We start from the raw sequence: 22,985 nt of genomic DNA, 5'->3' as shown, positions 1-22,985 counted from the left end.
GGGTGAATAAATGTTAAAGCCAAAAACCCGGTGGAACTTGCGTACTGCCGATGAAAACAAAGTTGCTGTACTAGCTGAAGAGCTTCATATCACACCTTTGGTTGCAGCCCTGCTTGTGAATCGAGGCCTGGATACGATTGAAAGTGCCCGATCATTTTTATTTGTAAAAAATCAAACTTTTCATGATCCATTTTTATTGAAGGATATGGATAAAGCGGTATATAGAATAAGAGAAGCCATTCAAAATGGAGAAAAAATACGTATATTCGGTGATTATGATGCGGATGGCGTGACATCGACCACAGTGATGATGACGGCATTGATGAAATTGGGGGCCAATGTTGATTTTTATATCCCGAATCGGTTTACAGAGGGATATGGTCCCAATCCGATGGCGTTCCGCCTTGCAGCTGAGCAAGGGGTGAACGTATTAATAACCGTCGATACAGGAATTTCTGCAATCGATGAAGCGAAACTTGCCGGCGAGCTTGGCATGGATTATATATTGACTGACCACCACGAACCGGGGCCGGAACTGCCTGAGGCATTGGCAATCATCCATCCTAAACTTGAGGACAGTTCCTATCCATTTAAAGACCTTGCCGGAGTAGGGGTCGCATTTAAGCTTGCACACGCACTGCTTGGGGAATTGCCTGAGGATCTGCTTGAAATAGCGGCAATCGGCACGATAGCGGATTTAGTGCCTTTGCAAGGGGAAAACCGCCTCATTGCTGCGAAAGGCATCGAGCAGTTACGTTTGACTCGCCGCCCGGGACTTGTTGCGTTAATGAAAGTGGCGAATGTTCAGCAGGAAGCATTGAATGAAGAATCAATCGGCTTTGCGATGGCACCGAGGATCAATGCTGTCGGGCGCCTTGGAGATGCAGATCCCGCTGTCGATTTATTGATGTCACAAAGCCTGGAAGAAGCGGTGGAACTTGCGAATGAAATCAATGATATCAATAAAGAGCGGCAGGAAATGGTTGCAGCAATGGCGGCGGAAGCGATTGCTGAGGTCGAGGAAAACTTCCCGCCGGAGTCCAATGGCGTGCTCATAATCGGAAGGGAAGGCTGGAACGCAGGAGTCGTGGGGATTGTGGCCTCTAAACTTGTTGAACGCTTTTACCGGCCCACTATTGTATTGAGCTATGACAGGGAAAAGGGATTCGCGAAAGGTTCTGCTCGTAGCATCGCAGGTTTCGATCTTTTTCAAAGTCTTTCCGCCTGCCGTGAACTGCTGCCTCATTTCGGTGGACATCCGATGGCTGCTGGAATGACATTGAAAATTGAAGATGTCCAGGAGCTCAGGGACCGTATGAACTTGATTGCGAAGGAACAACTGAACGAAGAGGACTTTACACCGATTACAAACTTGGACGGTGCTACGACTTTAGCTGACGTTTCCATTCAAACGATTCAGGAAATGAGCTTGCTGGCGCCATTTGGGGTAACGAATCCCAAGCCGAAAATATTGATAGATTCCGTACAGCTTTCAAGTGTCCGCAAAATAGGTGCCAACCAAAATCACTTGAAGGTCTCGCTTGAAGATGGTGAAAATCATAAACTTGACGGTGTGGGCTTCGGTCTTGGTCATTTTGTCGATGAAATAGCTCCGCATGCTGAGGTCTCGGTTATTGGTGAGCTTTCCATCAATGAGTGGAATAATATGAAAAAGCCCCAGATCTTTGTCCAGGATGTCTCGGTAAACCATTGGCAGTTATTCGATTACCGCGGCAAGGGACAGGCAGAGAAGTGGCTTGCCGACATTCCTGCACAAAACCGGAAGATCGTCATTTTCTCGGAAGATATTTATAGCAGATATCCATTTTTACAAAACCATCCGGATCTCGTTATTATAAAGAATGAACTGGATGCAGAGCAGCTCGACTGCTTCGAAGGTCATTTGGTATTCATGGACATGCCGCAGTCAAGGGAATATTTGAAACGGGTGATTGCCGATAAACACCCTTCGCGTATCTACGCTCACTTTTCCCATGAACAGGACCATTTCCTAAGTACGATGCCAACAAGAGATCATTTTAAGTGGTTTTATGCCTTCCTTGCCAAAAAGGGGCCGCTCGATGTGAAAAGATATGGTGATGACCTAGCCAAATATCGCGGTTGGTCAAGAGATACGGTGGATTTCATTTCTAAGGTGTTTTTTGAGCTTGATTTTGTTACAATAGATAATGGGTTAATTATGCTCACAACCAATGCGAAAAAACGCGATCTCAGTGAATCTGAATCGTATACAAGAAAGAAAGAGCAATTTGAGCTTGAACAAGAGCTTGTTTATTCTTCCTATCAGCAATTATTCGATTGGTTCAATCATTATTTAGTTCATGAGGCAACAGACCTTGAGGAGGAAACAAAGCAATGGATTTAAAGCAATATGTAACAATTGTGCAAGACTGGCCAAAACCGGGTATTGTCTTCAAAGATATTACAACATTAATGGATAACGGTGCAGCTTATAAATACGCAACAGACCAGATCGTCGAGTACGCTCGCGATAAGAATATCGACTTGGTGGTCGGGCCGGAAGCGCGCGGATTCATTATCGGATGTCCAGTCGCATACTCATTGGAAGTGGGCTTTGCGCCAGTGAGAAAAGAAGGAAAACTTCCACGTGAAACGATAAAAGTCGAATATGGATTAGAATATGGCAAGGATGTATTGACAATCCATAAAGATGCCATTAAACCGGGACAGCGTGTACTGATTACGGACGATTTACTTGCTACCGGGGGAACAATCGAAGCGACGATCAAATTGGTTGAACAGCTTGGCGGAATTGTAGCCGGGATTGCATTCCTTATTGAATTGACTGACTTGGATGGTAAAGATAAATTAGACGGCTATGATGTCTTGACATTAATGAGCTTTTAATAAAGAAGAGCACTCTGACCAGGGTGCTCTTTCTGTTTTTACCCGTTTTTTCTGGATTTTGTCGAATTTCCAGTGAAAAAATGCAGTATTCTTTATAAAATACACGTTTAACTCTTTACATCCTTGCCTTTTTTTTCGATAATAGTAATAATAAAGAGTTTTTCTGCTAATAAGTTTATTTGCACTTTTATCCGTTTAAGCGGATTTATTTTTTTTTGCAAAAATTGTCACGTTTTGCAGAATAATAAAGGGAAGTGCTACCAATCATACTCAATCCGGATCATATCCGGTGGCAGTTAAAGTGGGGTTAAGGTGATTAAATGGCTAATGATCAAATATTGACTGCCGAGCAGGTTGTAGAACGGGCCAGCTTATATCTTCAGCCGGAAGAAGCTGAATTTATTCATAGAGCGTTTAAGTATGCAGAGTATGCTCACCGAGAACAATTCCGTAAATCGGGAGAGCCGTATATTATTCATCCGATTCAAGTGGCGGGCATTCTGGCTGAACTTGAAATGGACCCTGCAACCATTGCGGCAGGTTTTTTACATGATGTTGTTGAAGACACGGAGATCACTCTTAAGGATATTGAAGAAAATTTCAGTCCTGAAGTCGCCATGCTTGTGGATGGCGTGACAAAGTTAGGGAAAATCAAGTATAAATCACAGCAGGAGCAACAGGCGGAAAACCATCGGAAAATGTTCGTGGCTATGGCCCAGGATATACGGGTCATCTTGATCAAGCTTGCGGACAGACTTCATAATATGCGGACTTTGAAGCATCTGCCCCAGGAAAAGCAGAGAAGGATATCGAACGAGACGTTGGAAATTTTCGCACCGCTTGCTCATCGTCTTGGTATCAGTACAATTAAATGGGAACTTGAAGATACTGCACTAAGGTATTTGAATCCTCAGCAGTATTACCGAATCGTCAACCTGATGAAGAAAAAGCGTGCAGAACGTGAAAAGTATCTGGAAGAAGTCATTGATGAAGTGCGTAAAAACGTTGAGGAAGTCAATATTAAGGCTGACCTTTCCGGGAGACCGAAACATATATACAGCATTTATCGTAAAATGGCTTTGCAGAATAAGCAGTTCAGCGAAATTTATGATTTGCTTGCAGTTCGGATCGTCGTCAATAGCATAAAAGATTGCTATGCCGTTTTAGGGATCATCCATACATGCTGGAAGCCGATGCCTGGCCGATTCAAAGATTATATTGCGATGCCGAAGCCGAATATGTATCAATCGCTTCATACGACGGTGATCGGACCGAAAGGCGACCCGCTGGAAGTGCAGATCCGTACTTCCGATATGCATCGCATTGCCGAGTTCGGGGTTGCCGCGCACTGGGCTTATAAAGAAGGAAAAGATGTCGGTGAACAGCCTTCACTGGAAGAAAAATTGACATGGTTCCGGGAAATTCTTGAATTCCAGGATGATGCGACTAATGCAGAGGAATTCATGGAATCCCTTAAAATAGACCTTTTTTCTGATATGGTATTCATTTTCACACCAAAAGGCGATGTCATCGAACTGCCATCAGGATCCAACCCGATAGATTTCGCATACAGGATTCACTCGGAAATCGGAAACAAAACGATTGGTGCCAAAGTGAATGGGAAAATGGTACCGCTGGATTATAAACTGAAAACTGGCGACATCATAGAAATCTTAACTTCCAAGCATTCATATGGTCCAAGTCAGGATTGGCTTAAACTAACGCAAACATCTCAGGCGAAAAACAAGATCCGCCAATTTTTCAAGAAGCAGCGCCGGGAAGAAAATATCGAAAAAGGCAAAGAGCTTGTTGAAAAGGAAATCAAGGATATGGAGTTCGACCTGAAGGAAATCCTGACGGCCGAGAATATCAGGCGTGTTGCAGATAAATTCAACTTCCTGAATGAAGAAGATATGTATGCAGCAGTCGGATATAACGGAATCACTGCCCTTCAGGTAGCTAACCGCCTTACCGAAAAATGGCGTAAGCAGAAAATGGTCGAGCAAGAAGCGGATATTTCTGAAGCGGTAGCCGATCTGAAAACCTTCTCCAATCCATCTAAAAAACGTGACTCAGGTGTACAGGTACCGGGGATAGATAACCTGCTTATCCGTTTATCACGCTGTTGCAACCCAGTGCCAGGGGACGAAATCGTTGGTTATATAACCAAAGGCCGTGGAGTTTCAGTTCACAGACAGGACTGCCCGAATCTGGATAGCGGGGATGCCGACCATCGCCTTGTGCCGGTTGAATGGGAAAGTACGATTAATGAACGCAAGGAATACATCGTTGAAATTGAAATCAGCGGCTATGACCGTCGCGGCTTATTAAACGAAGTGCTGCAAGCCGTCAATGAAACCAAGACCAACATTTCGGCGGTCTCGGGTAAATCCGACAGGAATAAGGTGGCGACCATTCACATGTCGATCTATATCCATAACATTGCCCATTTACAAAAGGTCGTCGACCGAATCAAACAAATTTCAGATGTTTATTCCGTTAGAAGGATAATGAACTAAGGAGTTTTTATTGCCATGCGTGTTGTTTTACAACGTTCCAAAGCGGCAAAAGTCGTTGTCGCAGACCAAATAATCGGGCAAATCGACAGCGGGCTCGTCCTGTTGGTTGGTGTCACCCATGGGGATACCATCGATGACGCCGCCTATTTGGCAGATAAGATTGTAAATCTCAGAATATTTGAAGATGAAAATGAAAAGATGAACCATTCACTATTGGATGTGGGAGGTTCGATTTTATCAGTTTCACAATTCACCTTATACGGCGATAGCCGCAAAGGCCGTCGACCGAACTTCATGGACGCCGCCCGTCCTGAAGAGGCGAATGAAATATATGAGGCATTTAATGAGGAACTCCGCAAGAAAGGCGTCCATACGGAAACCGGTCAATTTGGTGCCATGATGGATGTTCAGCTTACTAATGACGGTCCCGTTACACTAATACTTGAAAGCAAAAAATAACCTGCTGCGGCAGGTTTTTTTTGTAGAAAAGCCAGCTTCGATGCGAAGCTGGCTTTTCTAATTCTTATTTAAAATACCGCGCCAATCCATTATAGATGGCAGATGTGATTTTTTCTTGATACTCATTCGATGTTAACGTCAATTCTTCCACGGGATTGCTTAAATAACCTAGTTCAATAAGTGTAGCTACCCGTTTATTTTCGCGGGTAACATGAAAATTCCCGTAACGTGATCCACGATTGGGCACCTGCATGGTTGTACCGAGCGAATTGGCCAGAGTAGCCGCCAATGCACGCTGGTAGTCATGATAGTAGTATGTGGTAATTCCGCTGGTGATCTGGTCCTTGGTGCTATCATAATGGAGGCTGATGAATGCATCCGCATTATGTATATGAGAAGTGCTGACCCGGGAAGGAAGTGGAACATAGGTATTTCCGCTTCTGGTCAGGATCACTTTAGCTCCTGCCGCCTGAAGTTTGTCCCGCAGCAGCTCTGCTGTACGAATCGTCAGGTTTTTCTCGAATGTTCCACCGACGCCTATTGTACCGCTATCCCTGCCGCCATGGCCCGGATCGATCACAATGGTTTTATCCTTTAAGTATTTTTCAACGCCAGGTCGTTGGATCTGCTCGGAATTCCCTTCGATCGTCACGATCCATCCGGCCACATAAGCCGTTTTTCCGCTCTTCAGTTTAATGGAATACCAGTCGCCTTCCATACCTGATGCGGAGAACGTTTCACCTGCATTGGCCTGCTCGACAATCTTCGAGTTGCCATCAGGCTCGCTTCTAAGGATCGTACCATCATGAATGATGGTAATCTTGTTTCCTTTTACATCAACCTTTTTTTCCTTCACCGTTTGTTCAACATTCTCTTTTTCCAGATACCAACTCACGACCCAACCCTTTTTCGAACCGGAGAGCTTGATCTGTGTCATATTTCCCTTTGTTTGCAGCACGGCGTACGTCTCATCCTTGTTCACCGAAGCGATGACCTTGCTTGAGAGAGAGGCTTCTTTCCTGACATTTAAACCCGTAGCGGTCACCCTTGCAGTGGCGCCTGCCGGATCATTTTTCATGTCTTCTTTACCTTCGCTTACTTGTATGTAGGGTTCAGCTACCCAACCGCGGACTCCTTGGAAATCAATTTCAGCCCATTCATTTTCAACCCGGTAAACGGTCACTGCCGTATTTTTATTCAGCTTTCCGAGCGTGGCACTGCTTTTCGACGGTTCCGAACGGACATTGAGCCGATCCACCAAAGTTACTCCGGTTTTTACGGATTGATTCGTTTCTTTTTTCTTAGTTGAATCTTTCTTGGCTGCATTTCCTGATGCGGCGGGGAGATTAAGGTAGTCAGAAGAGACCCATCCTTCGATAGCCGCCGTTTTGATCTTTATCCAATTTTCATTTTTTTCAATGATGTCAACAGCTGTACCTTTACTCAAGGACCCAACCGTTTGAAATGTAGTGCCTGGACCTGTACGGACGCGGACCGAGCTGCCTGATATCACACCTTGTCCGGATTCCTTTTTGACCAGATCTGTATCAGACCCCGTTTGTCTCTCCACTAGCCAATTGGCAACCCAACCCGTTTTGCCGGCGCCAATCCGGATTTCGATCCAGTCGCCATCTTCATTCAGGATGGGATACGATTCCCCTTTTGCCAGTTTTTTTACGATAGGGAAACTGAGACCTGCACCTTCACGGACATTGACCACTTGGGTCGTCACGATATTTTTCCCTTCATCTTTTCCAAAAGCGTGATTGACGGGGAAAATCGCTGAGAATATCAGCATAAGTGTCAGGCCGAATAAACCCGATTTCTTCTTCATAAGTTGTCTCTCCCTTTTAATGTCTATATGTATGTATTCTCGTTCAATGAAAATTTCCCTCTTTCCCTGTGCAAAAAACATTTTTTTTAGGAAAGAATAGAGCTTATATAACTCTAGGAGGGAAACCACATGAAATTCAGCGAAAAAGATCAAACGAGCTTAAGCGGAGGCAATCAAGTACTGGGTGTCGATTTTCACGATTTCATCCAAAAGGAACAAAGCGCAAACCTTGTTGAATTGGCATCTGAATTCGGAGTCAATGTCCGGACGATCAAAAATCTGAAAAAACGTTTGAACCAATAAAAAATGAGACAAAATCCTCAGTCTGCCTTGACATTTGATGTTAACGTCCGTATGATTATAAAATATCAGACTTATTACTGCAATAACCAATGATGGAGAAGAGTAATTAAGAAACACATGAAAAGAGAGGAAATGCCGAGGCTGAAAGCATTCCACATGATGACTTAATGAAAGAACCCTCCGTAGGCTTCACTCCGAACGGATTTACTTAATAGGAGATGAACGTAAAACAGGCGTTAACTGTTTTTTGAGCGGAGGCACTTTTTTTGTGCTTCAACTAGGGTGGCACCACGGGATATCCAAACTCTCGTCCCTTGTAACATATAAGTTACAAGGGGCGGGAGTTTTTTGTTTGGAAAAAATCAGTATAGCGCCGTATCAGAAAGGGCGTCTTGCTTTAAAGGAGGAAACACAAATGTCTATTCAGATTCCTAGAGGTACCCAGGATTTATTGCCGGGCCAAACGGAAATTTGGCAGTATATCGAAAACACGGCGCGTGAGATCTGTCACCGTTATCAATATAAAGAAATCCGCACTCCAATTTTTGAGCACACGGAATTATTTTTACGTGGTGTAGGGGATACAACCGATATCGTCCAAAAAGAGATGTATTCATTTCAAGATCGCGGTGAAAGGAACTTAACCCTTCGTCCGGAAGGCACCGCATCGGTTGTACGGTCTCTATATCGAGAACAAAATGTTCGGGTTGGCCAATCAACCGGTCAAGCTTTATTATATCGGGCCGATGTTCCGGTACGAACGTCCGCAAGCAGGCCGATTCCGCCAGTTCGTTCAATTCGGCATCGAAGCTTTAGGAAGTAAGGATCCAGGAATTGATGCAGAGGTTCTGTCACTTGCAATGAACCTGTATAAGGAACTTGGTTTGAAAAAGCTGAAACTTGTGATCAACAGCCTTGGTGATAAGGAAAGCCGGACAGCGCATCGCAATGCGTTAATCAAACATTTCGAACCCCGCATCGGCGAGTTTTGCGGCGATTGTCAAAACCGTCTGGAAAAGAATCCTTTGCGTATCCTGGATTGCAAAAAGGATCACGGTCACGAATTGATGAACACGGCTCCATCCATCATTGAATATTTAAATGATGAATCCCGTATTTATTTCGAAAAGGTGAAACAGCATTTAACCGATTTGGAAATCGATTTCGTCGAAGATCCGACTCTAGTGCGCGGCTTGGATTACTATAATCATACCGCCTTTGAAATCATGAGTGATGCAGAAGGCTTTGGTGCCATAACTACCCTTTGCGGAGGCGGCCGTTATAACGGGCTTGCTGAAGAACTTGGCGGACCGGAAACACCCGGAATCGGCTTTGCACTTAGCATTGAACGCCTGATTGCAGCCCTCCAAGCAGAAAACATCGAGCTTCCGATCAAAAAGGGAATTGACTGCTATCTTGTTTCATTAGGTGAAACAGCCAAGGATTATACCGTCAAACTTGCCCATCAATTGCGGAATGCCGGTTTTACCGTCGAAAAAGACTATCAAGACCGTAAAGTGAAAGCACAATTCAAATCAGCCGACCGCCTCGAAGCAAGATATGTGGCGACACTCGGGGATGATGAATTGGCAAATAATAAAATCAATGTGAAGTTCATGGAAACCGGTGAACAAGTCCAGATGGATCTTGCTACATTCGTTGAACAATTCAAAAAGCTACAGGCTTAAGGGGGAAATACCATGTTTGGCAGAACATACTTCAATGGTGAAGTGACAGAAGCAGCTATTGGTGAAAAAGTAACATTAAAAGGATGGGTACAAAAACGCCGGGATTTGGGCGGTGTCATCTTTATCGACCTACGTGACAGAAGCGGAGTCGTCCAAGTCGTTTTCAATCCGGACATTTCGGCAGAAGCGCTGGCAACAGCCGAAAAAATCCGTAATGAATACGTCCTTGATATCCAAGGGACAGTCATCAAACGTGATGAAGCCAACTTCAACCCGAACGTAACAACAGGGACCGTCGAAGTTCAAGCCGAAAACGTTACTATTTTAAACGAAGCAAAGACCCCTCCATTCATCATTGATGAAAGAACGGATGTATCAGAAGACATCCGCTTGAAATATCGTTATTTGGACCTCCGTCGTCCAGCGATGTTCGAAACGCTGAAAATGCGTAACCAAACAACAAAAGCCATCCGTGATTACTTGGACGGTGAAGGCTTCCTTGATATCGAAACACCTATCTTAACAAAAAGTACACCTGAAGGAGCACGTGACTATTTAGTGCCTAGCCGTGTGCACGAAGGGGAGTTCTATGCACTTCCGCAGTCACCGCAAATCTTCAAGCAGCTATTGATGGTATCAGGTTTCGAACGTTATTATCAAATTGCCCGCTGTTTCCGTGATGAAGACTTACGTGCTGACAGACAGCCTGAATTCACGCAAATCGATATCGAAACAAGCTTCATGAGCCAAGAAGATATCATCAAGACAGCCGAAAACATGATGGCTAAAGTGATGAAAGACGTAAAAGGACTGGACGTAACACTGCCATTCCCTAGAATGACCTACAATGAAGCGATGAGCCGTTACGGTTCCGACAAACCGGATACACGCTTCGGAATGGAACTTAAAGATGTTTCCGAAATCGTCAAAGACAGTGATTTCAAAGTATTCACCGGCGCTGTTGCAAGCGGCGGACAAGTAAAGGCGATCGTCGTTAAGGACGGAAATGCGGATTATTCCCGAAAAGACATTGATGGATTAGCTGAATTTGCAGCGATTTATGGTGCAAAAGGCCTTGCATGGCTGAAGGTTGAAGAAGACGGCGTAAAAGGGCCGATCGCCAAATTCTTCGCTGAAGATCAAGAGCAATTAGTATCTGTATTGGAAGCCGAAGTGGGCGATTTAATCTTATTCGTTGCGGATAAGAAAGGCATAGTCGCTGATGCACTTGGAGCACTGCGCATCAAGCTTGGTAAAGAAAGAGGCTTGATCGATCAAAGCAAATTCAACTTCCTATGGGTGACCGACTGGCCATTATTTGAATATGACGAAGAAGAAGGACGCTACTATGCAGCACACCATCCATTCACAATGCCATTCCGTGAAGACATGGACAAATTGGAGTCAGACCCAGCAAGCGTCCGTGCCCAAGCATATGACCTTGTACTGAACGGCTACGAACTTGGCGGTGGATCACTGCGGATATTCGAACGCGACGTTCAGGAAAAAATGTTCAAAGTACTTGGATTCTCCGAAGAAGAAGCCAACGCACAATTCGGCTTCCTAATGGACGCATTCGAATACGGAACGCCTCCACACGGCGGAATCGCCCTTGGACTGGATCGCATGGTCATGCTGCTCGCAGGCCGCACGAACCTTCGCGACACCATCGCGTTCCCGAAAACAGCAAGTGCAAGCGACCTGCTCGTTGACGCACCGAGTACTGTAAGTGACAAGCAATTGGCCGAACTTAACCTAAGACTTGCAGCACTTAAAAAATAATTCATTTGGGAAAAATATGAAAAAATACCTAGGTGTTTTTTCTTGAAACAGAGTTAAGCATTATGATATGATATTTCCAATAAGTAAGAGTCCTGATGTGTTCGTTCTTTAACCTATAAGTTTTGACCGAACACTTATAGTTACCGGGAGCACTAGTTTCCTGGCCGCGTAAAAGCCTCCCTCGAAGAGGACTTACAAACGCGAGGAACCGAGCACCCACCTGCGGAGAGCGGGTTCAAAACAAAGGCGTAAACGGCACAATTGGGACTCTTACACCTTACAAAGCAACCCATGTTACATAACATGGGTTTTTTTGTGCGTGAAAATAGTGAACTTACGAGAAAATGCGTGTATTCACGAGTAAATGGTGCGAATTACGAGTAAATAGTGAGAATTCACGAGTAAATGGCGGGAATTCACGAGTAAATGATGCGAACTCACGAGTAAATGCCGCGAACTCACGAGTAAAACGTGCAAATTCACGAGTAAATGATGCGAATTCACGAGTAAAACGTAAATTCACGAGTAAATGGCGGGAACTCACGAGTAAAACGTGCAAATTCACGAGTAAATGCCGCGAACTCACGAGTAAAGCGGAAACTGACGAGTAAACGGCTGGAACTCTCAAGTCATTCGTGCAAATTCACGAGTAAATCGTGCAAATTCAAGAGTAAATGACGAGAACTCATAAGTAAGCTACAAATCTCAAGAATTAAACCGAGCAAACTCACGGTAAAACGCCTGATTTCAGTGTTTTAGCAGGAAAAAAGGGCATTAACAAAGAAGCTAAAGTAGAAGGAGTTGATGTATGGATGCTAAAACCGTGTGAAAGGCCTATGAAAATGCTCAAACTGGAGGCATTAAGCAGGAGGCTATCAGCAAATCATCCAAAACAGGAAAGAATAAGGAATGATTTCCGGAAAATCCGTACAGGATTTAACGGGGAGCGGAGTATCGGAAAAGAACTGAAGAATCTTCCGAAAGAATATCGAGTATTTCATGATTTGAGGTTAGGCTACGACGGGAGCCGTTATTTTCAAATGGATTTCCTAATAATCACCCGGAATTACGGCATCATCATCGAAGTAAAAAACTTTGCGGGAACGCTCTATTTTGACCGTACCTATCCCCAATTGATTCGGACAAAAGATGGACAGGAACAAGCTTATCTAGATCCGCTAATCCAGGTTGACGTGCAAAAATCCCGATTTAATGATTGGCTTACTTTTCACAAATTCCCCTCGCTGCCGATTGAAACGCTCATTGCCAATGCAAACTCGAATACCATCATCCGGACTACCCCAGGTTTTACCCCCATTTTCAAAAAAATCACGGGAAAAGAAACCCTGATCTCCAAAATTCATACCCTGGATGAAAAATATTCTTCTAAGCAATTAACCCAAAGGCAGAGCAATAGACTTTCGAATACGATTCTGCAAAAAAACACTCCGCATAATCCTGATATCCTCGAATTTTATCAAATCGATGAGCAAGATCTGCTCAAAAGCGTTCAATGTCCAGAATGCTCTGCTCTCCATATGCAATATCACTGGGGCAAATGGTCCTGTAGTCATTGTTCTTACACTTCAAAGGATGCCCACATTCAAGCTCTTCGCGATTTTGCTCTCCTTATAAAACCCAATATAACAAATAAACAAGCACGGCTCTTTTTACAAATAGATTCAATTGATATCATGCAGCGGATACTGTCTGCACTGGAGTTGCCTTATTCGGGGCAATTTAAAAATAGAGCGTATAGACTTGATGGACTAATTCACGAGTAAAAGGCGCAAACTCACGAGTAAACACCCCAATCTAACGAAAAAAACCCAAAAACCTCGAATAAACTTCAAATCTTCCCATTTAAGTAACATTCGGCAATATAGATTCGTAAATTATAGTAAGGTTGAGCAATATTCAGCCAAGGATAGAAAGTAGTGAGGGCTTTGAAAGACTTATTGTATGCAAAGAGGAAGGAAATGCTTCAATTAGTGGAGCGGCTAGTGAATATAGATAGTGGTTCTCATACGAAAAAGGGTATTGATGAAATTGGTTCGATATTAAAAGCGAAATTTGAAAGTCTGGATTTTATTGTGAATACTGTTGAGCAACAGAATTATGGCAATCAGCTGGTCATCCAGCATCGTGAGGCGAATCAACCGCATATTTTAATCGTTGCCCATATGGATACGGTTTTTCCAGAGGGGACAGCGCAAAAACGTCCATTTAAGGTGAAAGGAAATCGGGCATACGGTCCTGGTGTGGCGGATATGAAGTCTAGTTTGGTTGAGCTATTTTATGCGATCCATTGCTTGAAACAGACGGGGCAGACAGGCTATAAGCATATCCAAATCATTCTTAATAGTGATGAAGAGATCGGGTCACCGACGTCCGCATCCCTCATATCGGAAAAAGCGGCAAATAAGAAGTTCGCATTAATTCTTGAACCCGCAAGGACGGACGGTTCGCTTGTCACGGCAAGAAGGGGCTGCGGTCAGTTTAAAGTCGATATTATGGGGGTGGCTGCCCATTCGGGGATCGAACCGGAAAAGGGACGAAGTGCAATTGAAGAATTGGCCCATAAGATCATCGCCTTACACCGATTGAATGATCAAAAGAAAGGGATCAGCGTTAATGTCGGCAAAATTGAAGGAGGCTCCGCTGTCAATATGATCGCTTCCCATGCGGCTGCCTTCGTCGATGTGCGGATTTCGGAAAAAAAGCAGGAAGGCATCGTTCTCAAACAGTTGAAAAAAATCTGTGCCGAGACCTATATTCCCGGAACGAAAACGACACTAAGCGGAAAAATGGATCGGTCTCCCATGGAAAAGAATGAGAAATCGAACTTGCTTTTAGAGACGATCCGTCAGGCTGGGAAGGAAATCGGCATCGAAATCACGGATACGGCCACGGGTGGAGGCTCGGATGCTTCCATCACTTCTGAATTGGGAATCGCGACAGTGGATGGACTCGGGCCCGTTGGAGGAAATGCACATAGTGAAGAGGAGTATTTGGAAATTCCGAGCCTGACGGAAAGGACTCTCCTTTTGGCTACCGTCCTTCAAAAATTATCAAAAATGACCTAGTGCACTAATTCCGATTAGACTGCTCATATTTCGCTTGTCATAAATGATGTTTATGATATATTGTTAATTGGGAAGCTAAATAAGAACAGAATTTATTGGAGTTGAATATATATGCTGCATCAGTTTTCACGAAATGAATTGGCAATTGGCAAGGAAGGAATCGATATTCTGAGAAACACGACGGTTGCGGTCCTGGGTGTAGGAGGCGTTGGTTCATTTTCAGCCGAAGCATTGGCACGTACGGGGGTAGGCCGTATTATTCTTGTGGATAAAGACGATGTCGACATCACGAATGTAAACAGGCAGATCCATGCTCTATTATCAACAGTCGGTCAACCGAAAGCGGAATTGATGAAAAATCGCATTCAAGACATCAATCCCGACTGCGAAGTGATCGCTCTTAAAATGTTCTATACAGAAGAAACGTTTGAGGAATTCTTCAGTTATGGCCTGGACTATGTCATTGATGCATCGGATACGGTCATTTATAAGATGCATGTGATGAAGGAATGCCTGAATCGGAATATCAAGGTGATTTCAAGCATGGGGGCCGCTAATAAGATGGACCCGACGCGTTTTCAAATTGCCGATATCTCCAAAACGCATACCGATCCGCTTGCCAAGGTCATTCGTACTAGATTGCGTAAAGAGGGCATAACAAAGGGAATCCCGGTTGTCTTCTCCGATGAGAGCCCTATTGTCATTCGTGAGGATGTCCGAAAAGAAGTCGGCAATGATGAGGCAAAAATCCGTAAAGCGCAAATGCCGCCATCTTCGAATGCTTTCGTACCATCCGTAGCAGGCTTAATTGCAGCTAGCTGGGTGATCAATGATATATTAAAAAACATTGAAGTTCGCCGTGTAAACGATTGATAAGAAGTTAACTGACTCTATAAAGGGTCAGTTTTTTTTTTGTGTCGAATAGTAGATATTCCCTTTTAATAACTTTTTTATCCATATCATATAGACGGGGTCGAAAGAATGAGATAAACTATTTTCAGAATATTATTTTTATTCAGATATTCTATTTGTTTAAAAGAACATACAAAACAAGGGGGTTTCAAATGAAGAAGAAAAAGCTAGCAGGAGTGTTTCTATCACTTTCATTGGTTGCAGGGGCGCTGGCAGGTTGTAGTGGCGGCGACTCGAAAACTAGCAGTTCAGGCGGGGGTTCATCAAACTCGGGTGACACAATCAAAATTGGGGCCAACCTTGAATTGTCCGGAGGTACGGCATCATTCGGCCAATCGGCTGCCGATGGATTGCAACTGGCCATCGATGAGATTAATAAAGAGGGCATCGACGGTAAAAAATTGGAAATAGTTAAGGTAGATAATAAATCAGATGCTGCAGAAGCTACAAGCGGTTCGATCAAGCTGGTCAGCCAGGACAAGGTTGTGGCTGTAGTCGGATCTGCGACAAGCACTAATACATTGGCACAGGTTCAGGTCGCACAGGATAATCAAGTTCCTCTACTCACACCAACTGCAACAAATCCCGACATCACCAACAAAGCTGGAAAATTAAATGATTATGTGTTCAGGACTTGCTTTATCGATCCATTCCAAGGTACGGTGGCAGCCAATTTCGCAACTGACGAAATAGGGGCAAAGACGGCTGCGATCTATGTGGATAGCGCAAGTGATTATTCCAAAGGATTGGCCGCAGCTTTTAAAGAAGCGTTCACTGCCAAGGGCGGTAAAATCGTGGCGGAAGAAGCTTATGTAACTAAAGATACTGATTTCCGCTCTACATTGACACGTATCAAATCCTCAAAACCAGAGTTCGTTTTCCTTCCTGGTTATTATGAGGAAGTCGGATTGATCTTAAAACAGGCACGTGAAGACGGCATAGACCTTCCATTCATGGGCGGAGACGGCTGGGATTCCCCGAAGGTCGTTGAAATTGCCGGAGCGGATGCTTTGAAAAATACTTATATCACGAATCACTATTCTCCGGAAGATGAAGATGCAAAAATCCAGGATTTCGTTGCAGCCTTCAAAAAGAAATACAATAAAACACCGGATGCCTTTGCCGCACTTGGCTATGACACTGGCTACTACCTGGCTGATGCCATCAAGAGATCAGGTGATGCTTCTCCTGAAAAAATCAGACAAGCGTTGGAAGATGTCAAAGATCTTCAATTAGTTTCCGGAACGCTGAACCTCGATGAAAACCATGATCCGATCAAATCGGCGACCATCTTGGAATATGTGGATGGCAAACAAACATTCAAAACAAAAATCAATCCATAATACCTTACGTGGATAGGGGGCAAGTCCCCCCTATTCTATATTCACTTAAAAAACACCTTAACGGGGAGAGTGCAATATGGAACTGATTCAGCAATTGGTAAATGGCATTTCACTCGGAAGCATTTATGCTTTGATCGCGCTTGGTTATACGATGGTATATGGAATCGTCAAGCTCATAAACTTCGCCCATGGAGACGTATTCATGGTCGGTTCATTTGTAGGGTTTTACGCCATTACCGTAATGGACTTATCCTTCATCCCAGCTTTATTGATTTCGATGGTCTCATGTGCCATCTTTGGCGTTTTAATTGAACGGATTGCTTATAAACCCCTTCGTAATGCAACACGGATTGCGGCCTTGATAACGGCCATCGGTGTTTCCCTTCTGATAGAAAACGGGCTGATTTACATCCGGGGCGCCCAGCCGGAAGCCTATCCAAATAATGTCCTTCCGATGGATAAACTCGATATATTGGGAGTTTCCATCAGCAGTCAATCGATATTGATCTTATCTGTTTCCATCATATTAATGATCATCCTACAATTCGTTGTCCATAAAACCAAAATCGGCAAAGCGATGCGTGCCGTTTCATTCGATTCCGAAGCGGCTAAGCTGATGGGAATCAATGTGAATAATACGATTTCCGCTACGTTCGCCATAGGTTCGGCCCTTGCAGGGGCGGCTGGTGTCATTTTTGGAATCTACTATATTAAAATCGAGCCGTTGATGGGTGTCCTTCCTGGCCTTAAAGCATTTGTTGCAGCAGTCTTGGGCGGCATCGGCATCATTCCGGGCGCGATGGTCGGCGGTCTACTGCTTGGAGTGATCGAGGCTTTGGTCAGTGCTGCCGGTTATTCATTATGGCGCGATGGTGTGGCTTTCGTCGTACTTATCTTGATTTTGATTTTCTTGCCGCAGGGTCTTTTCGGTAAAAATAAAAGAGAAAAAGTATAGGGGAGACATGGCGATGACTACTTTAAAGAATTCAAAGGGTTTTTGGCTCTCGATCGTGCTCGCACTTATTTTTTTCGGAATCATGCAGTACACCATTTCAAACGGAATGCTCAACCCATTTTATATCAACACGCTCATGTTCATCGGCATCAATATCATGCTGGCGACGAGCCTGCATTTAATCATTGGAATAACCGGGCAGTTCTCGATTGGTCATGCAGGTTTTTTAGCGGTAGGGGCCTATGCTTCGGCAGTCATGACAATGAAGCTTGAACTTCCTTTCATCATAGCTGTATTGGCTGGGGGCGTAATAGCCGCTGTTGCGGGCATGGTGATCGGGGTGCCGAGCTTGCGTCTGAAGGGGGATTACCTGGCGATAGCTACGCTTGGATTTGGCGAAATTGTCCGGATCGTCCTTTTGAATATTGATTATGTAGGCGGGGCAAGCGGGATGCAGGTATCCCACCTGACTACTTGGCCATGGGTTTTTGCCTGTGTGATGATCACCGTCTTAGTCATCCGGAATTTCACCAATTCGACTCACGGACGGGCATGCATATCCGTAAGGGAAGATGAAACGGCCGCTGATGCGATGGGAATCAATACGACCTATTATAAAGTGGCGGCTTTCGTCATCGGAGCTTTTTTTGCCGGAATCGCCGGATCGCTTTATGCCCATAATTTCTATATTATCCAGCCATCGAATTTCGGTTTCCTAAAATCCTTCGATATTCTGATTTTCGTCGTACTTGGCGGTCTTGGAAGTCTTTCAGGTTCGGTTTTGGCCGCAATTTTACTGACGATCGTGACGACGTTCCTTCAGGATTATCCGGAAACGAGGATGATCATCTACAGCCTTGTCCTGATCCTGATGATGATTTTCCGCCCGCAGGGTTTAATGGGAACAAGAGAAATCACGTCATTGTTCACAAATAAAAAAACGAAAGGGGGCCCAAAGGATGGAAGCCACAATACCGTTGCTTAAAGTAGATTCGGTGGGTATCCGTTTTGGCGGGTTGAAAGCTGTGTCCGATGTGAACGTGGAATTATTTCCAGGGGAACTTGTAGGCCTGATCGGGCCGAATGGAGCTGGGAAAACGACTTTCTTCAATTTATTGACGGGTGTGTATGTCCCTACAGAAGGAACGATTGCTTTGAATGGGGAAAATCTAAATAAGCAGCCGCCATATAAAATTACCCGAAAAGGGATCTCGAGGACCTTTCAAAACATTCGCCTCTTCAGTGAGTTATCCGTGATCGATAACGTGAAGGTTGCTTACCACTCGCTTGCCAAGCATGGAATTCCAAGCTCCATATTCCGGCTGCCGGGACATTTTTCCGGTGAAAAGGAAATGGATGAAAAGGCGCTCGAATTCTTGAGGATTTTTAATCTTGACCATTTTAAGGATGAAAAAGCGAAGAATCTTCCATACGGACAGCAAAGGCGGCTGGAAATTGCGCGTGCTCTAGCCGCCAATCCGAAACTTCTTTTACTGGACGAACCCGCAGCCGGGATGAACCCGCACGAAACGAAAGAATTAATGAACCTCATTGCTTTTATCCGGAAGGAATTCAACCTTACCGTGTTGCTCATCGAGCATGATATGTCACTTGTAATGGGGGTATGCGAACGGATTTACGTTCTTGATCATGGACAGCTTATCGCTCACGGAAAGCCGGAACAAATCCGCAATGATCCTAAGGTTATCGAGGCATATCTAGGGGAGGAGGTTTCCTGATGCTGAAAATAGAGGACATCAATGTTTATTATGGCAATATCCAAGCGTTAAAAGGGGTTTCCATGGAGATTAACGAGGGCGAGATCGTGACCCTGATCGGGGCGAACGGAGCGGGAAAAAGCACGTTGCTCAAAACGATATCCGGTCTGTTAAAACCAAAGCAAGGAAAGGTTTTGTTCGAAGGCGAGCCGATTGGAGGAAAAGCTGCACAGTCTATCGTGAAAATGGGCATATCCCATGTACCTGAAGGGCGACGTGTCTTTGCCAACATGACGGTTGCCGAAAACCTGGAGCTTGGGGCTTATTTACGGAAAGACAAAGATGGCATCAATAATGATATGGAAAAGGTGTATGAGCTATTTCCGAGGCTGCTGGAGAGAATCAAACAGCAGGCCGGCACGCTTTCAGGCGGTGAACAGCAGATGCTTGCAATGGGCCGGGCCTTAATGGCAAAACCACGGTTATTACTGCTCGATGAACCTTCGATGGGCCTTGCACCGCTTTTGGTGAAGCAAATCTTCAACATCATCCAGGAAATCAGTGAGACCGGAACAACGATCCTTTTGGTCGAGCAAAACGCCAACCTTGCATTATCGATTGCAGATCGGGCTTATGTAGTTGAAACGGGCCGAATCGTCCTGTCGGGCAATGCCGAGGAACTCACTTCAAGTGAAGAAATAAAAATGGCCTATTTAGGAGGCCATTGAACCGCCGTTTGGCGGTTTTTTTGTTTGATGATCGGGTTATGCAATATATGCAGGAAGATAAAAAAGTACAATATTTTCATGCATGATTTTATACATCCAATATAGTATTATTCAATTTTGATATAGGAATTAAGACTAAAAAAGAACTGAAAAACTGGGTTTAATTCCCTATCAATATACTTCTATTTTGGTAAAAATGTAATTAAAAGGATTAAAAAAATAAGGGAATGAATAAAATTTTTTGAGCAATAAATAAGGAATTTACAATATCGAAATAATTAAATTATCAGTTTTTTCTGATTATAACGCCTATTTTCGCAATATTTAAAATATATAAAGATAAAAATGATATAGCACTTCCTGTGAAAAATATCCTATTTGGCGAAATCTTCTCACAATTATTGTATAGACGGAATGAAAATTATGCGGTAAACTATTTTTCGAAATATTAATTTAATTTCAAAAATTTCATCTAATCAACTTTTTCTGAGGCATCTTGAATAAATATTCATGCATCAGAGCGATGATTACTAAACGGGGGGATTATTTATGAAAAAGAAAAAACTAGCAGGTGCATTCCTTTCTCTAACACTTGCTGCAGGAGTGCTAGCCGGTTGTTCCAGCTCTGGTTCATCAGAAAAATCAAGCGGAGATGGAGATACGATAAAAATCGGTGTCAACCTTGAATTATCAGGCGGTGTTGCTTCATATGGACAATCGATTGCAGAAGGTCTGGAGCTTGCGACTGCAGAAATAAATAAAGAAGGCATTGACGGTAAAAAAATCAAACTTATAAAAGTCGATAATAAATCAGAAGCGTCAGAAGCGACAAGCGGAGCGATCAAGCTGACATCACAAGATCAGGTTGCAGCGATCGTAGGTGCAGCGACAAGCACGAACTCGATTGCACAAGTACAGATTGCACAAGATAATAAAGTGCCGGTCATCTCACCTTCCGGTACAAGCCCGGAAATCACTTTCAGCAAGGATAAATTGAACGATTACGTTTTCAGGACAAGCTTCATCGATCCGTTCCAAGGAACGGTAGCTGCGAACTTTGCCACTAAAGAAATCAAAGCGAAAAGTGCAGCAATCTATATTGACAGCGCAAGTGATTATTCAAAAGGATTAGCGGCAGCCTTTAAAGAACAATTTGAAAAAAATGGTGGAAAAATCGTTGCTGAGGAAGCTTACATCGCGAAGGATACTGATTTCCGTTCCACATTGACTCGTTTGAAATCGGCAAAACCTGATTTCATTTTCCTTCCTGGTTACTATGAGGAAGCTGGTCTGATCGTGAAGCAGGCACGTGAAACTGGACTTGACGTTCCATTCATGGGCGGCGACGGCTGGGATTCTCCTAAGCTAGTAGAAATTGCCGGTGCAAAAGCTCTAAATAATACGTTCATCACGAACCATTATTCTTCAGGTGACCCTGATGAGAAAATTCAGAATTTTGTGTCTGCATTTAAAGCGAAGTACAAAGATAAATCCCCGGATGCATTTAACGCTCTAGGATATGACACAGGATACTTCCTTGCAGACGCGATTAAACGTGCTGGATCAGCGGATTCAGAAAAAATCAAAGAAGCGCTGGAAAAAACGGCTGACCTTGAGCTTGTAACGGGTACATTCACATTGGATGAAAAACATAATCCAATCAAATCTGCTACCATCCTTGAGTTTAAAGAGGGAGAGCAAGTTTTCAACACAAAAATCAATCCTTAATTTCGGAGTACAACTCCAATCCTTTCGCCGGCCCTTCGTCAATAAGAAGGTGCTGGCGAATTCTCATTTTTCAAGCATGCCAGGATGCTGAACATCCCCTTAGCGGAATGAAAGAGTCTGGACTAATCACTCATAAAATTAGATTTTCAAGGAGAGTCGAACATGGAATTGATACAACAGTTAATAAACGGGGTTTCACTAGGAAGTATTTATGCCCTTATCGCTCTCGGATATACGATGGTTTACGGGATTGTTAAATTGATAAACTTTGCACATGGTGATGTATTCATGGTCGGCTCATTCGTTGGGTTTTACTCAATAACGGTCCTGGATCTGTCATTCGTGCCTGCCCTATTAATCTCGATGACGGTCTGTGCGCTGTTTGGAGTATTGATCGAACGTATCGCGTACAAGCCATTACGTAACGCAACACGTATCGCGGCACTTATCACTGCCATCGGTGTTTCCCTTTTGATTGAATACGGATTCATCTACGTCCGCGGTGCACAGCCGGAAGCTTATCCGAATGATGTATTGCCGACAGACAAGTTCAATATTTTTGGAGTTTCCATCAATAGTCAATCGGTTTTGATTTTTGGAGTGGCTGTAGTCTTGATGATCATCCTTCAAATCATCGTTCATAAATCAAAAATAGGAAAAGCGATGCGTGCCGTTTCCTACGATGCGGATGCAGCTAAGCTAATGGGGATAAATGTCGATAACACGATTTCTGCCACCTTTGCAATCGGTTCCGCATTGGCTGGGGCAGCGGGCGTCATTTTCGGTATTTACTATATTAAGATCGAGCCGCTTATGGGTGTGCTTCCGGGATTGAAGGCATTCGTTGCCGCCGTACTTGGAGGGATCGGGATTATACCGGGCGCGATGGTCGGTGGCCTATTGCTAGGTGTCATCGAAGCTTTGGTCAGTGCCGCCGGTTACTCATTATGGCGTGATGCTGTAGCCTTCGTCGTACTGATTCTTATCTTGATTTTCATGCCACAAGGCTTATTCGGTAAAAACAAAAAAGAAAAAGTATAG

General features: G+C 44.0%; 17 protein-coding genes, 1 other RNA gene, 1 pseudogene and 1 other annotated feature. Of the genes and pseudogenes, 18 read left to right on the top strand and 1 reads right to left on the bottom strand.

Annotated elements, in window-relative coordinates; all coding sequences use genetic code 11:
• Nucleotides 1-10 precede the first annotated feature (10 nt).
• From recJ to dtd, 4 genes are all read left to right on the top strand, one after another.
• The gene (recJ, locus tag ABC374_RS17055) at nucleotides 11-2,386 is read left to right on the top strand and encodes a single-stranded-DNA-specific exonuclease RecJ (RefSeq protein WP_413019090.1); all 2,376 of its coding nucleotides are present in this window, start codon (nucleotides 11-13) and stop codon (nucleotides 2,384-2,386) included.
• Nucleotides 2,377-2,889 carry an adenine phosphoribosyltransferase gene (locus ABC374_RS17050; RefSeq protein ID WP_034308789.1) on the top strand — a complete coding sequence of 171 codons (513 nt, stop codon included), beginning with the start codon at nucleotides 2,377-2,379 and terminating at the stop codon, nucleotides 2,887-2,889. Before recJ ends, ABC374_RS17050 begins: the two co-directional genes overlap by 10 nt.
• Nucleotides 2,890-3,209: 320 nt before the next feature.
• Nucleotides 3,210-5,408, top strand: a complete 2,199-nt coding sequence (locus ABC374_RS17045; protein ID WP_413019088.1) for a RelA/SpoT family protein — start codon at nucleotides 3,210-3,212, stop codon at nucleotides 5,406-5,408.
• 15 nt (nucleotides 5,409-5,423) lie between these two features.
• Nucleotides 5,424-5,867 carry a D-aminoacyl-tRNA deacylase gene (dtd, locus tag ABC374_RS17040; RefSeq protein ID WP_241593340.1) on the top strand — a complete coding sequence of 148 codons (444 nt, stop codon included), beginning with the start codon at nucleotides 5,424-5,426 and terminating at the stop codon, nucleotides 5,865-5,867.
• Nucleotides 5,868-5,931: 64 nt separating this feature from the next.
• On the opposite strand, the gene ABC374_RS17035 is transcribed toward dtd, so the two are convergent.
• Nucleotides 5,932-7,701 (bottom strand): N-acetylmuramoyl-L-alanine amidase family protein, encoded by a 1,770-nt coding sequence (locus ABC374_RS17035; RefSeq protein ID WP_413019085.1) that lies wholly within the window; start codon nucleotides 7,699-7,701, stop codon nucleotides 5,932-5,934.
• A gap of 129 nt (nucleotides 7,702-7,830) precedes the next feature.
• On the opposite strand from ABC374_RS17035, the gene ABC374_RS17030 reads away from it, so the two are divergent.
• The 14 genes and pseudogenes from ABC374_RS17030 to ABC374_RS16965 all read left to right on the top strand — a co-directional run bounded on the left by ABC374_RS17030 (nucleotide 7,831) and on the right by ABC374_RS16965 (nucleotide 22,985).
• Complete coding sequence (locus ABC374_RS17030) at nucleotides 7,831-8,004, top strand: hypothetical protein (protein ID WP_034308777.1); 174 nt, start codon at nucleotides 7,831-7,833, stop codon at nucleotides 8,002-8,004.
• 80 nt (nucleotides 8,005-8,084) lie between these two features.
• Nucleotides 8,085-8,322: a binding site (T-box leader), on the top strand.
• A 97-nt stretch (nucleotides 8,323-8,419) separates the two neighbouring features.
• Nucleotides 8,420-9,692 (top strand): annotated as a pseudogene (hisS, locus tag ABC374_RS17025) (histidine--tRNA ligase).
• A 12-nt stretch (nucleotides 9,693-9,704) separates the two neighbouring features.
• Nucleotides 9,705-11,474, top strand: a complete 1,770-nt coding sequence (aspS, locus tag ABC374_RS17020; protein WP_413019083.1) for an aspartate--tRNA ligase — start codon at nucleotides 9,705-9,707, stop codon at nucleotides 11,472-11,474.
• 86 nt (nucleotides 11,475-11,560) lie between these two features.
• A non-coding RNA gene (gene ssrS, locus ABC374_RS17015) (6S RNA) lies at nucleotides 11,561-11,746 on the top strand.
• Between the two features lie 540 nt (nucleotides 11,747-12,286).
• The gene (locus ABC374_RS17010) at nucleotides 12,287-13,258 is read left to right on the top strand and encodes an NERD domain-containing protein (protein ID WP_413019081.1); all 972 of its coding nucleotides are present in this window, start codon (nucleotides 12,287-12,289) and stop codon (nucleotides 13,256-13,258) included.
• Between the two features lie 195 nt (nucleotides 13,259-13,453).
• Nucleotides 13,454-14,560: a M20 family metallopeptidase gene (locus tag ABC374_RS17005; RefSeq protein ID WP_350299586.1), complete on the top strand. Its 1,107-nt coding sequence runs from the start codon at nucleotides 13,454-13,456 to the stop codon at nucleotides 14,558-14,560.
• A gap of 111 nt (nucleotides 14,561-14,671) precedes the next feature.
• A complete protein-coding gene (locus ABC374_RS17000; protein WP_413019079.1) occupies nucleotides 14,672-15,433 on the top strand; it encodes a tRNA threonylcarbamoyladenosine dehydratase in 762 nt (253 codons plus the stop codon).
• A 191-nt stretch (nucleotides 15,434-15,624) separates the two neighbouring features.
• The gene (locus tag ABC374_RS16995) at nucleotides 15,625-16,815 is read left to right on the top strand and encodes an ABC transporter substrate-binding protein (protein ID WP_413019077.1); all 1,191 of its coding nucleotides are present in this window, start codon (nucleotides 15,625-15,627) and stop codon (nucleotides 16,813-16,815) included.
• A gap of 76 nt (nucleotides 16,816-16,891) precedes the next feature.
• Complete coding sequence (locus tag ABC374_RS16990) at nucleotides 16,892-17,770, top strand: branched-chain amino acid ABC transporter permease (protein WP_101222754.1); 879 nt, start codon at nucleotides 16,892-16,894, stop codon at nucleotides 17,768-17,770.
• A 13-nt stretch (nucleotides 17,771-17,783) separates the two neighbouring features.
• Nucleotides 17,784-18,755: a branched-chain amino acid ABC transporter permease gene (locus ABC374_RS16985; RefSeq protein WP_413019074.1), complete on the top strand. Its 972-nt coding sequence runs from the start codon at nucleotides 17,784-17,786 to the stop codon at nucleotides 18,753-18,755.
• Nucleotides 18,730-19,509: an ABC transporter ATP-binding protein gene (locus tag ABC374_RS16980; RefSeq protein WP_260358218.1), complete on the top strand. Its 780-nt coding sequence runs from the start codon at nucleotides 18,730-18,732 to the stop codon at nucleotides 19,507-19,509. Before ABC374_RS16985 ends, ABC374_RS16980 begins: the two co-directional genes overlap by 26 nt.
• Nucleotides 19,509-20,216, top strand: a complete 708-nt coding sequence (locus tag ABC374_RS16975) for an ABC transporter ATP-binding protein (RefSeq protein WP_137020395.1) — start codon at nucleotides 19,509-19,511, stop codon at nucleotides 20,214-20,216. The genes ABC374_RS16980 and ABC374_RS16975 overlap by 1 nt, the downstream gene beginning before the upstream one ends.
• Before the next feature lie 549 nt (nucleotides 20,217-20,765).
• On the top strand, nucleotides 20,766-21,944 hold the full coding sequence (locus ABC374_RS16970; protein WP_350299583.1) for an ABC transporter substrate-binding protein: 1,179 nt from the start codon (nucleotides 20,766-20,768) through the stop codon (nucleotides 21,942-21,944).
• A gap of 162 nt (nucleotides 21,945-22,106) precedes the next feature.
• Nucleotides 22,107-22,985 carry a branched-chain amino acid ABC transporter permease gene (locus ABC374_RS16965; RefSeq protein WP_095390668.1) on the top strand — a complete coding sequence of 293 codons (879 nt, stop codon included), beginning with the start codon at nucleotides 22,107-22,109 and terminating at the stop codon, nucleotides 22,983-22,985.

It is taken from the genome of Peribacillus phoenicis (assembly GCF_047238085.1).
GTDB lineage: Bacteria > Bacillota > Bacilli > Bacillales > DSM-1321 > Peribacillus.
This window is presented reverse-complemented; position numbering and strand designations above follow the sequence as displayed.

Bases quoted from the DNA above. Each gene is read 5' to 3' on its own strand.
- ABC374_RS17010 (WP_413019081.1), top strand. From the start codon at position 12,287: ATGCTAAAACCGTGTGAAAGGCCTATGAAAATGCTCAAACTGGAGGCA.
- aspS (WP_413019083.1), top strand. From the start codon at position 9,705: ATGTTTGGCAGAACATACTTCAATGGTGAAGTGACAGAAGCAGCTATT.
- ABC374_RS16970 (WP_350299583.1), top strand. From the start codon at position 20,766: ATGAAAAAGAAAAAACTAGCAGGTGCATTCCTTTCTCTAACACTTGCT.
- ABC374_RS17000 (WP_413019079.1), top strand. From the start codon at position 14,672: ATGCTGCATCAGTTTTCACGAAATGAATTGGCAATTGGCAAGGAAGGA.
- dtd (WP_241593340.1), top strand. From the start codon at position 5,424: ATGCGTGTTGTTTTACAACGTTCCAAAGCGGCAAAAGTCGTTGTCGCA.
- ABC374_RS16975 (WP_137020395.1), top strand. From the start codon at position 19,509: ATGCTGAAAATAGAGGACATCAATGTTTATTATGGCAATATCCAAGCG.
- ABC374_RS16985 (WP_413019074.1), top strand. From the start codon at position 17,784: ATGACTACTTTAAAGAATTCAAAGGGTTTTTGGCTCTCGATCGTGCTC.
- recJ (WP_413019090.1), top strand. From the start codon at position 11: ATGTTAAAGCCAAAAACCCGGTGGAACTTGCGTACTGCCGATGAAAAC.
- ABC374_RS17005 (WP_350299586.1), top strand. From the start codon at position 13,454: ATGCTTCAATTAGTGGAGCGGCTAGTGAATATAGATAGTGGTTCTCAT.
- ABC374_RS16995 (WP_413019077.1), top strand. From the start codon at position 15,625: ATGAAGAAGAAAAAGCTAGCAGGAGTGTTTCTATCACTTTCATTGGTT.
- ABC374_RS16990 (WP_101222754.1), top strand. From the start codon at position 16,892: ATGGAACTGATTCAGCAATTGGTAAATGGCATTTCACTCGGAAGCATT.
- ABC374_RS17035 (WP_413019085.1), bottom strand. From the start codon at position 7,701: ATGAAGAAGAAATCGGGTTTATTCGGCCTGACACTTATGCTGATATTC.
- ABC374_RS17050 (WP_034308789.1), top strand. From the start codon at position 2,377: ATGGATTTAAAGCAATATGTAACAATTGTGCAAGACTGGCCAAAACCG.
- ABC374_RS16965 (WP_095390668.1), top strand. From the start codon at position 22,107: ATGGAATTGATACAACAGTTAATAAACGGGGTTTCACTAGGAAGTATT.
- ABC374_RS17045 (WP_413019088.1), top strand. From the start codon at position 3,210: ATGGCTAATGATCAAATATTGACTGCCGAGCAGGTTGTAGAACGGGCC.
- ABC374_RS16980 (WP_260358218.1), top strand. From the start codon at position 18,730: ATGGAAGCCACAATACCGTTGCTTAAAGTAGATTCGGTGGGTATCCGT.
- ABC374_RS17030 (WP_034308777.1), top strand. From the start codon at position 7,831: ATGAAATTCAGCGAAAAAGATCAAACGAGCTTAAGCGGAGGCAATCAA.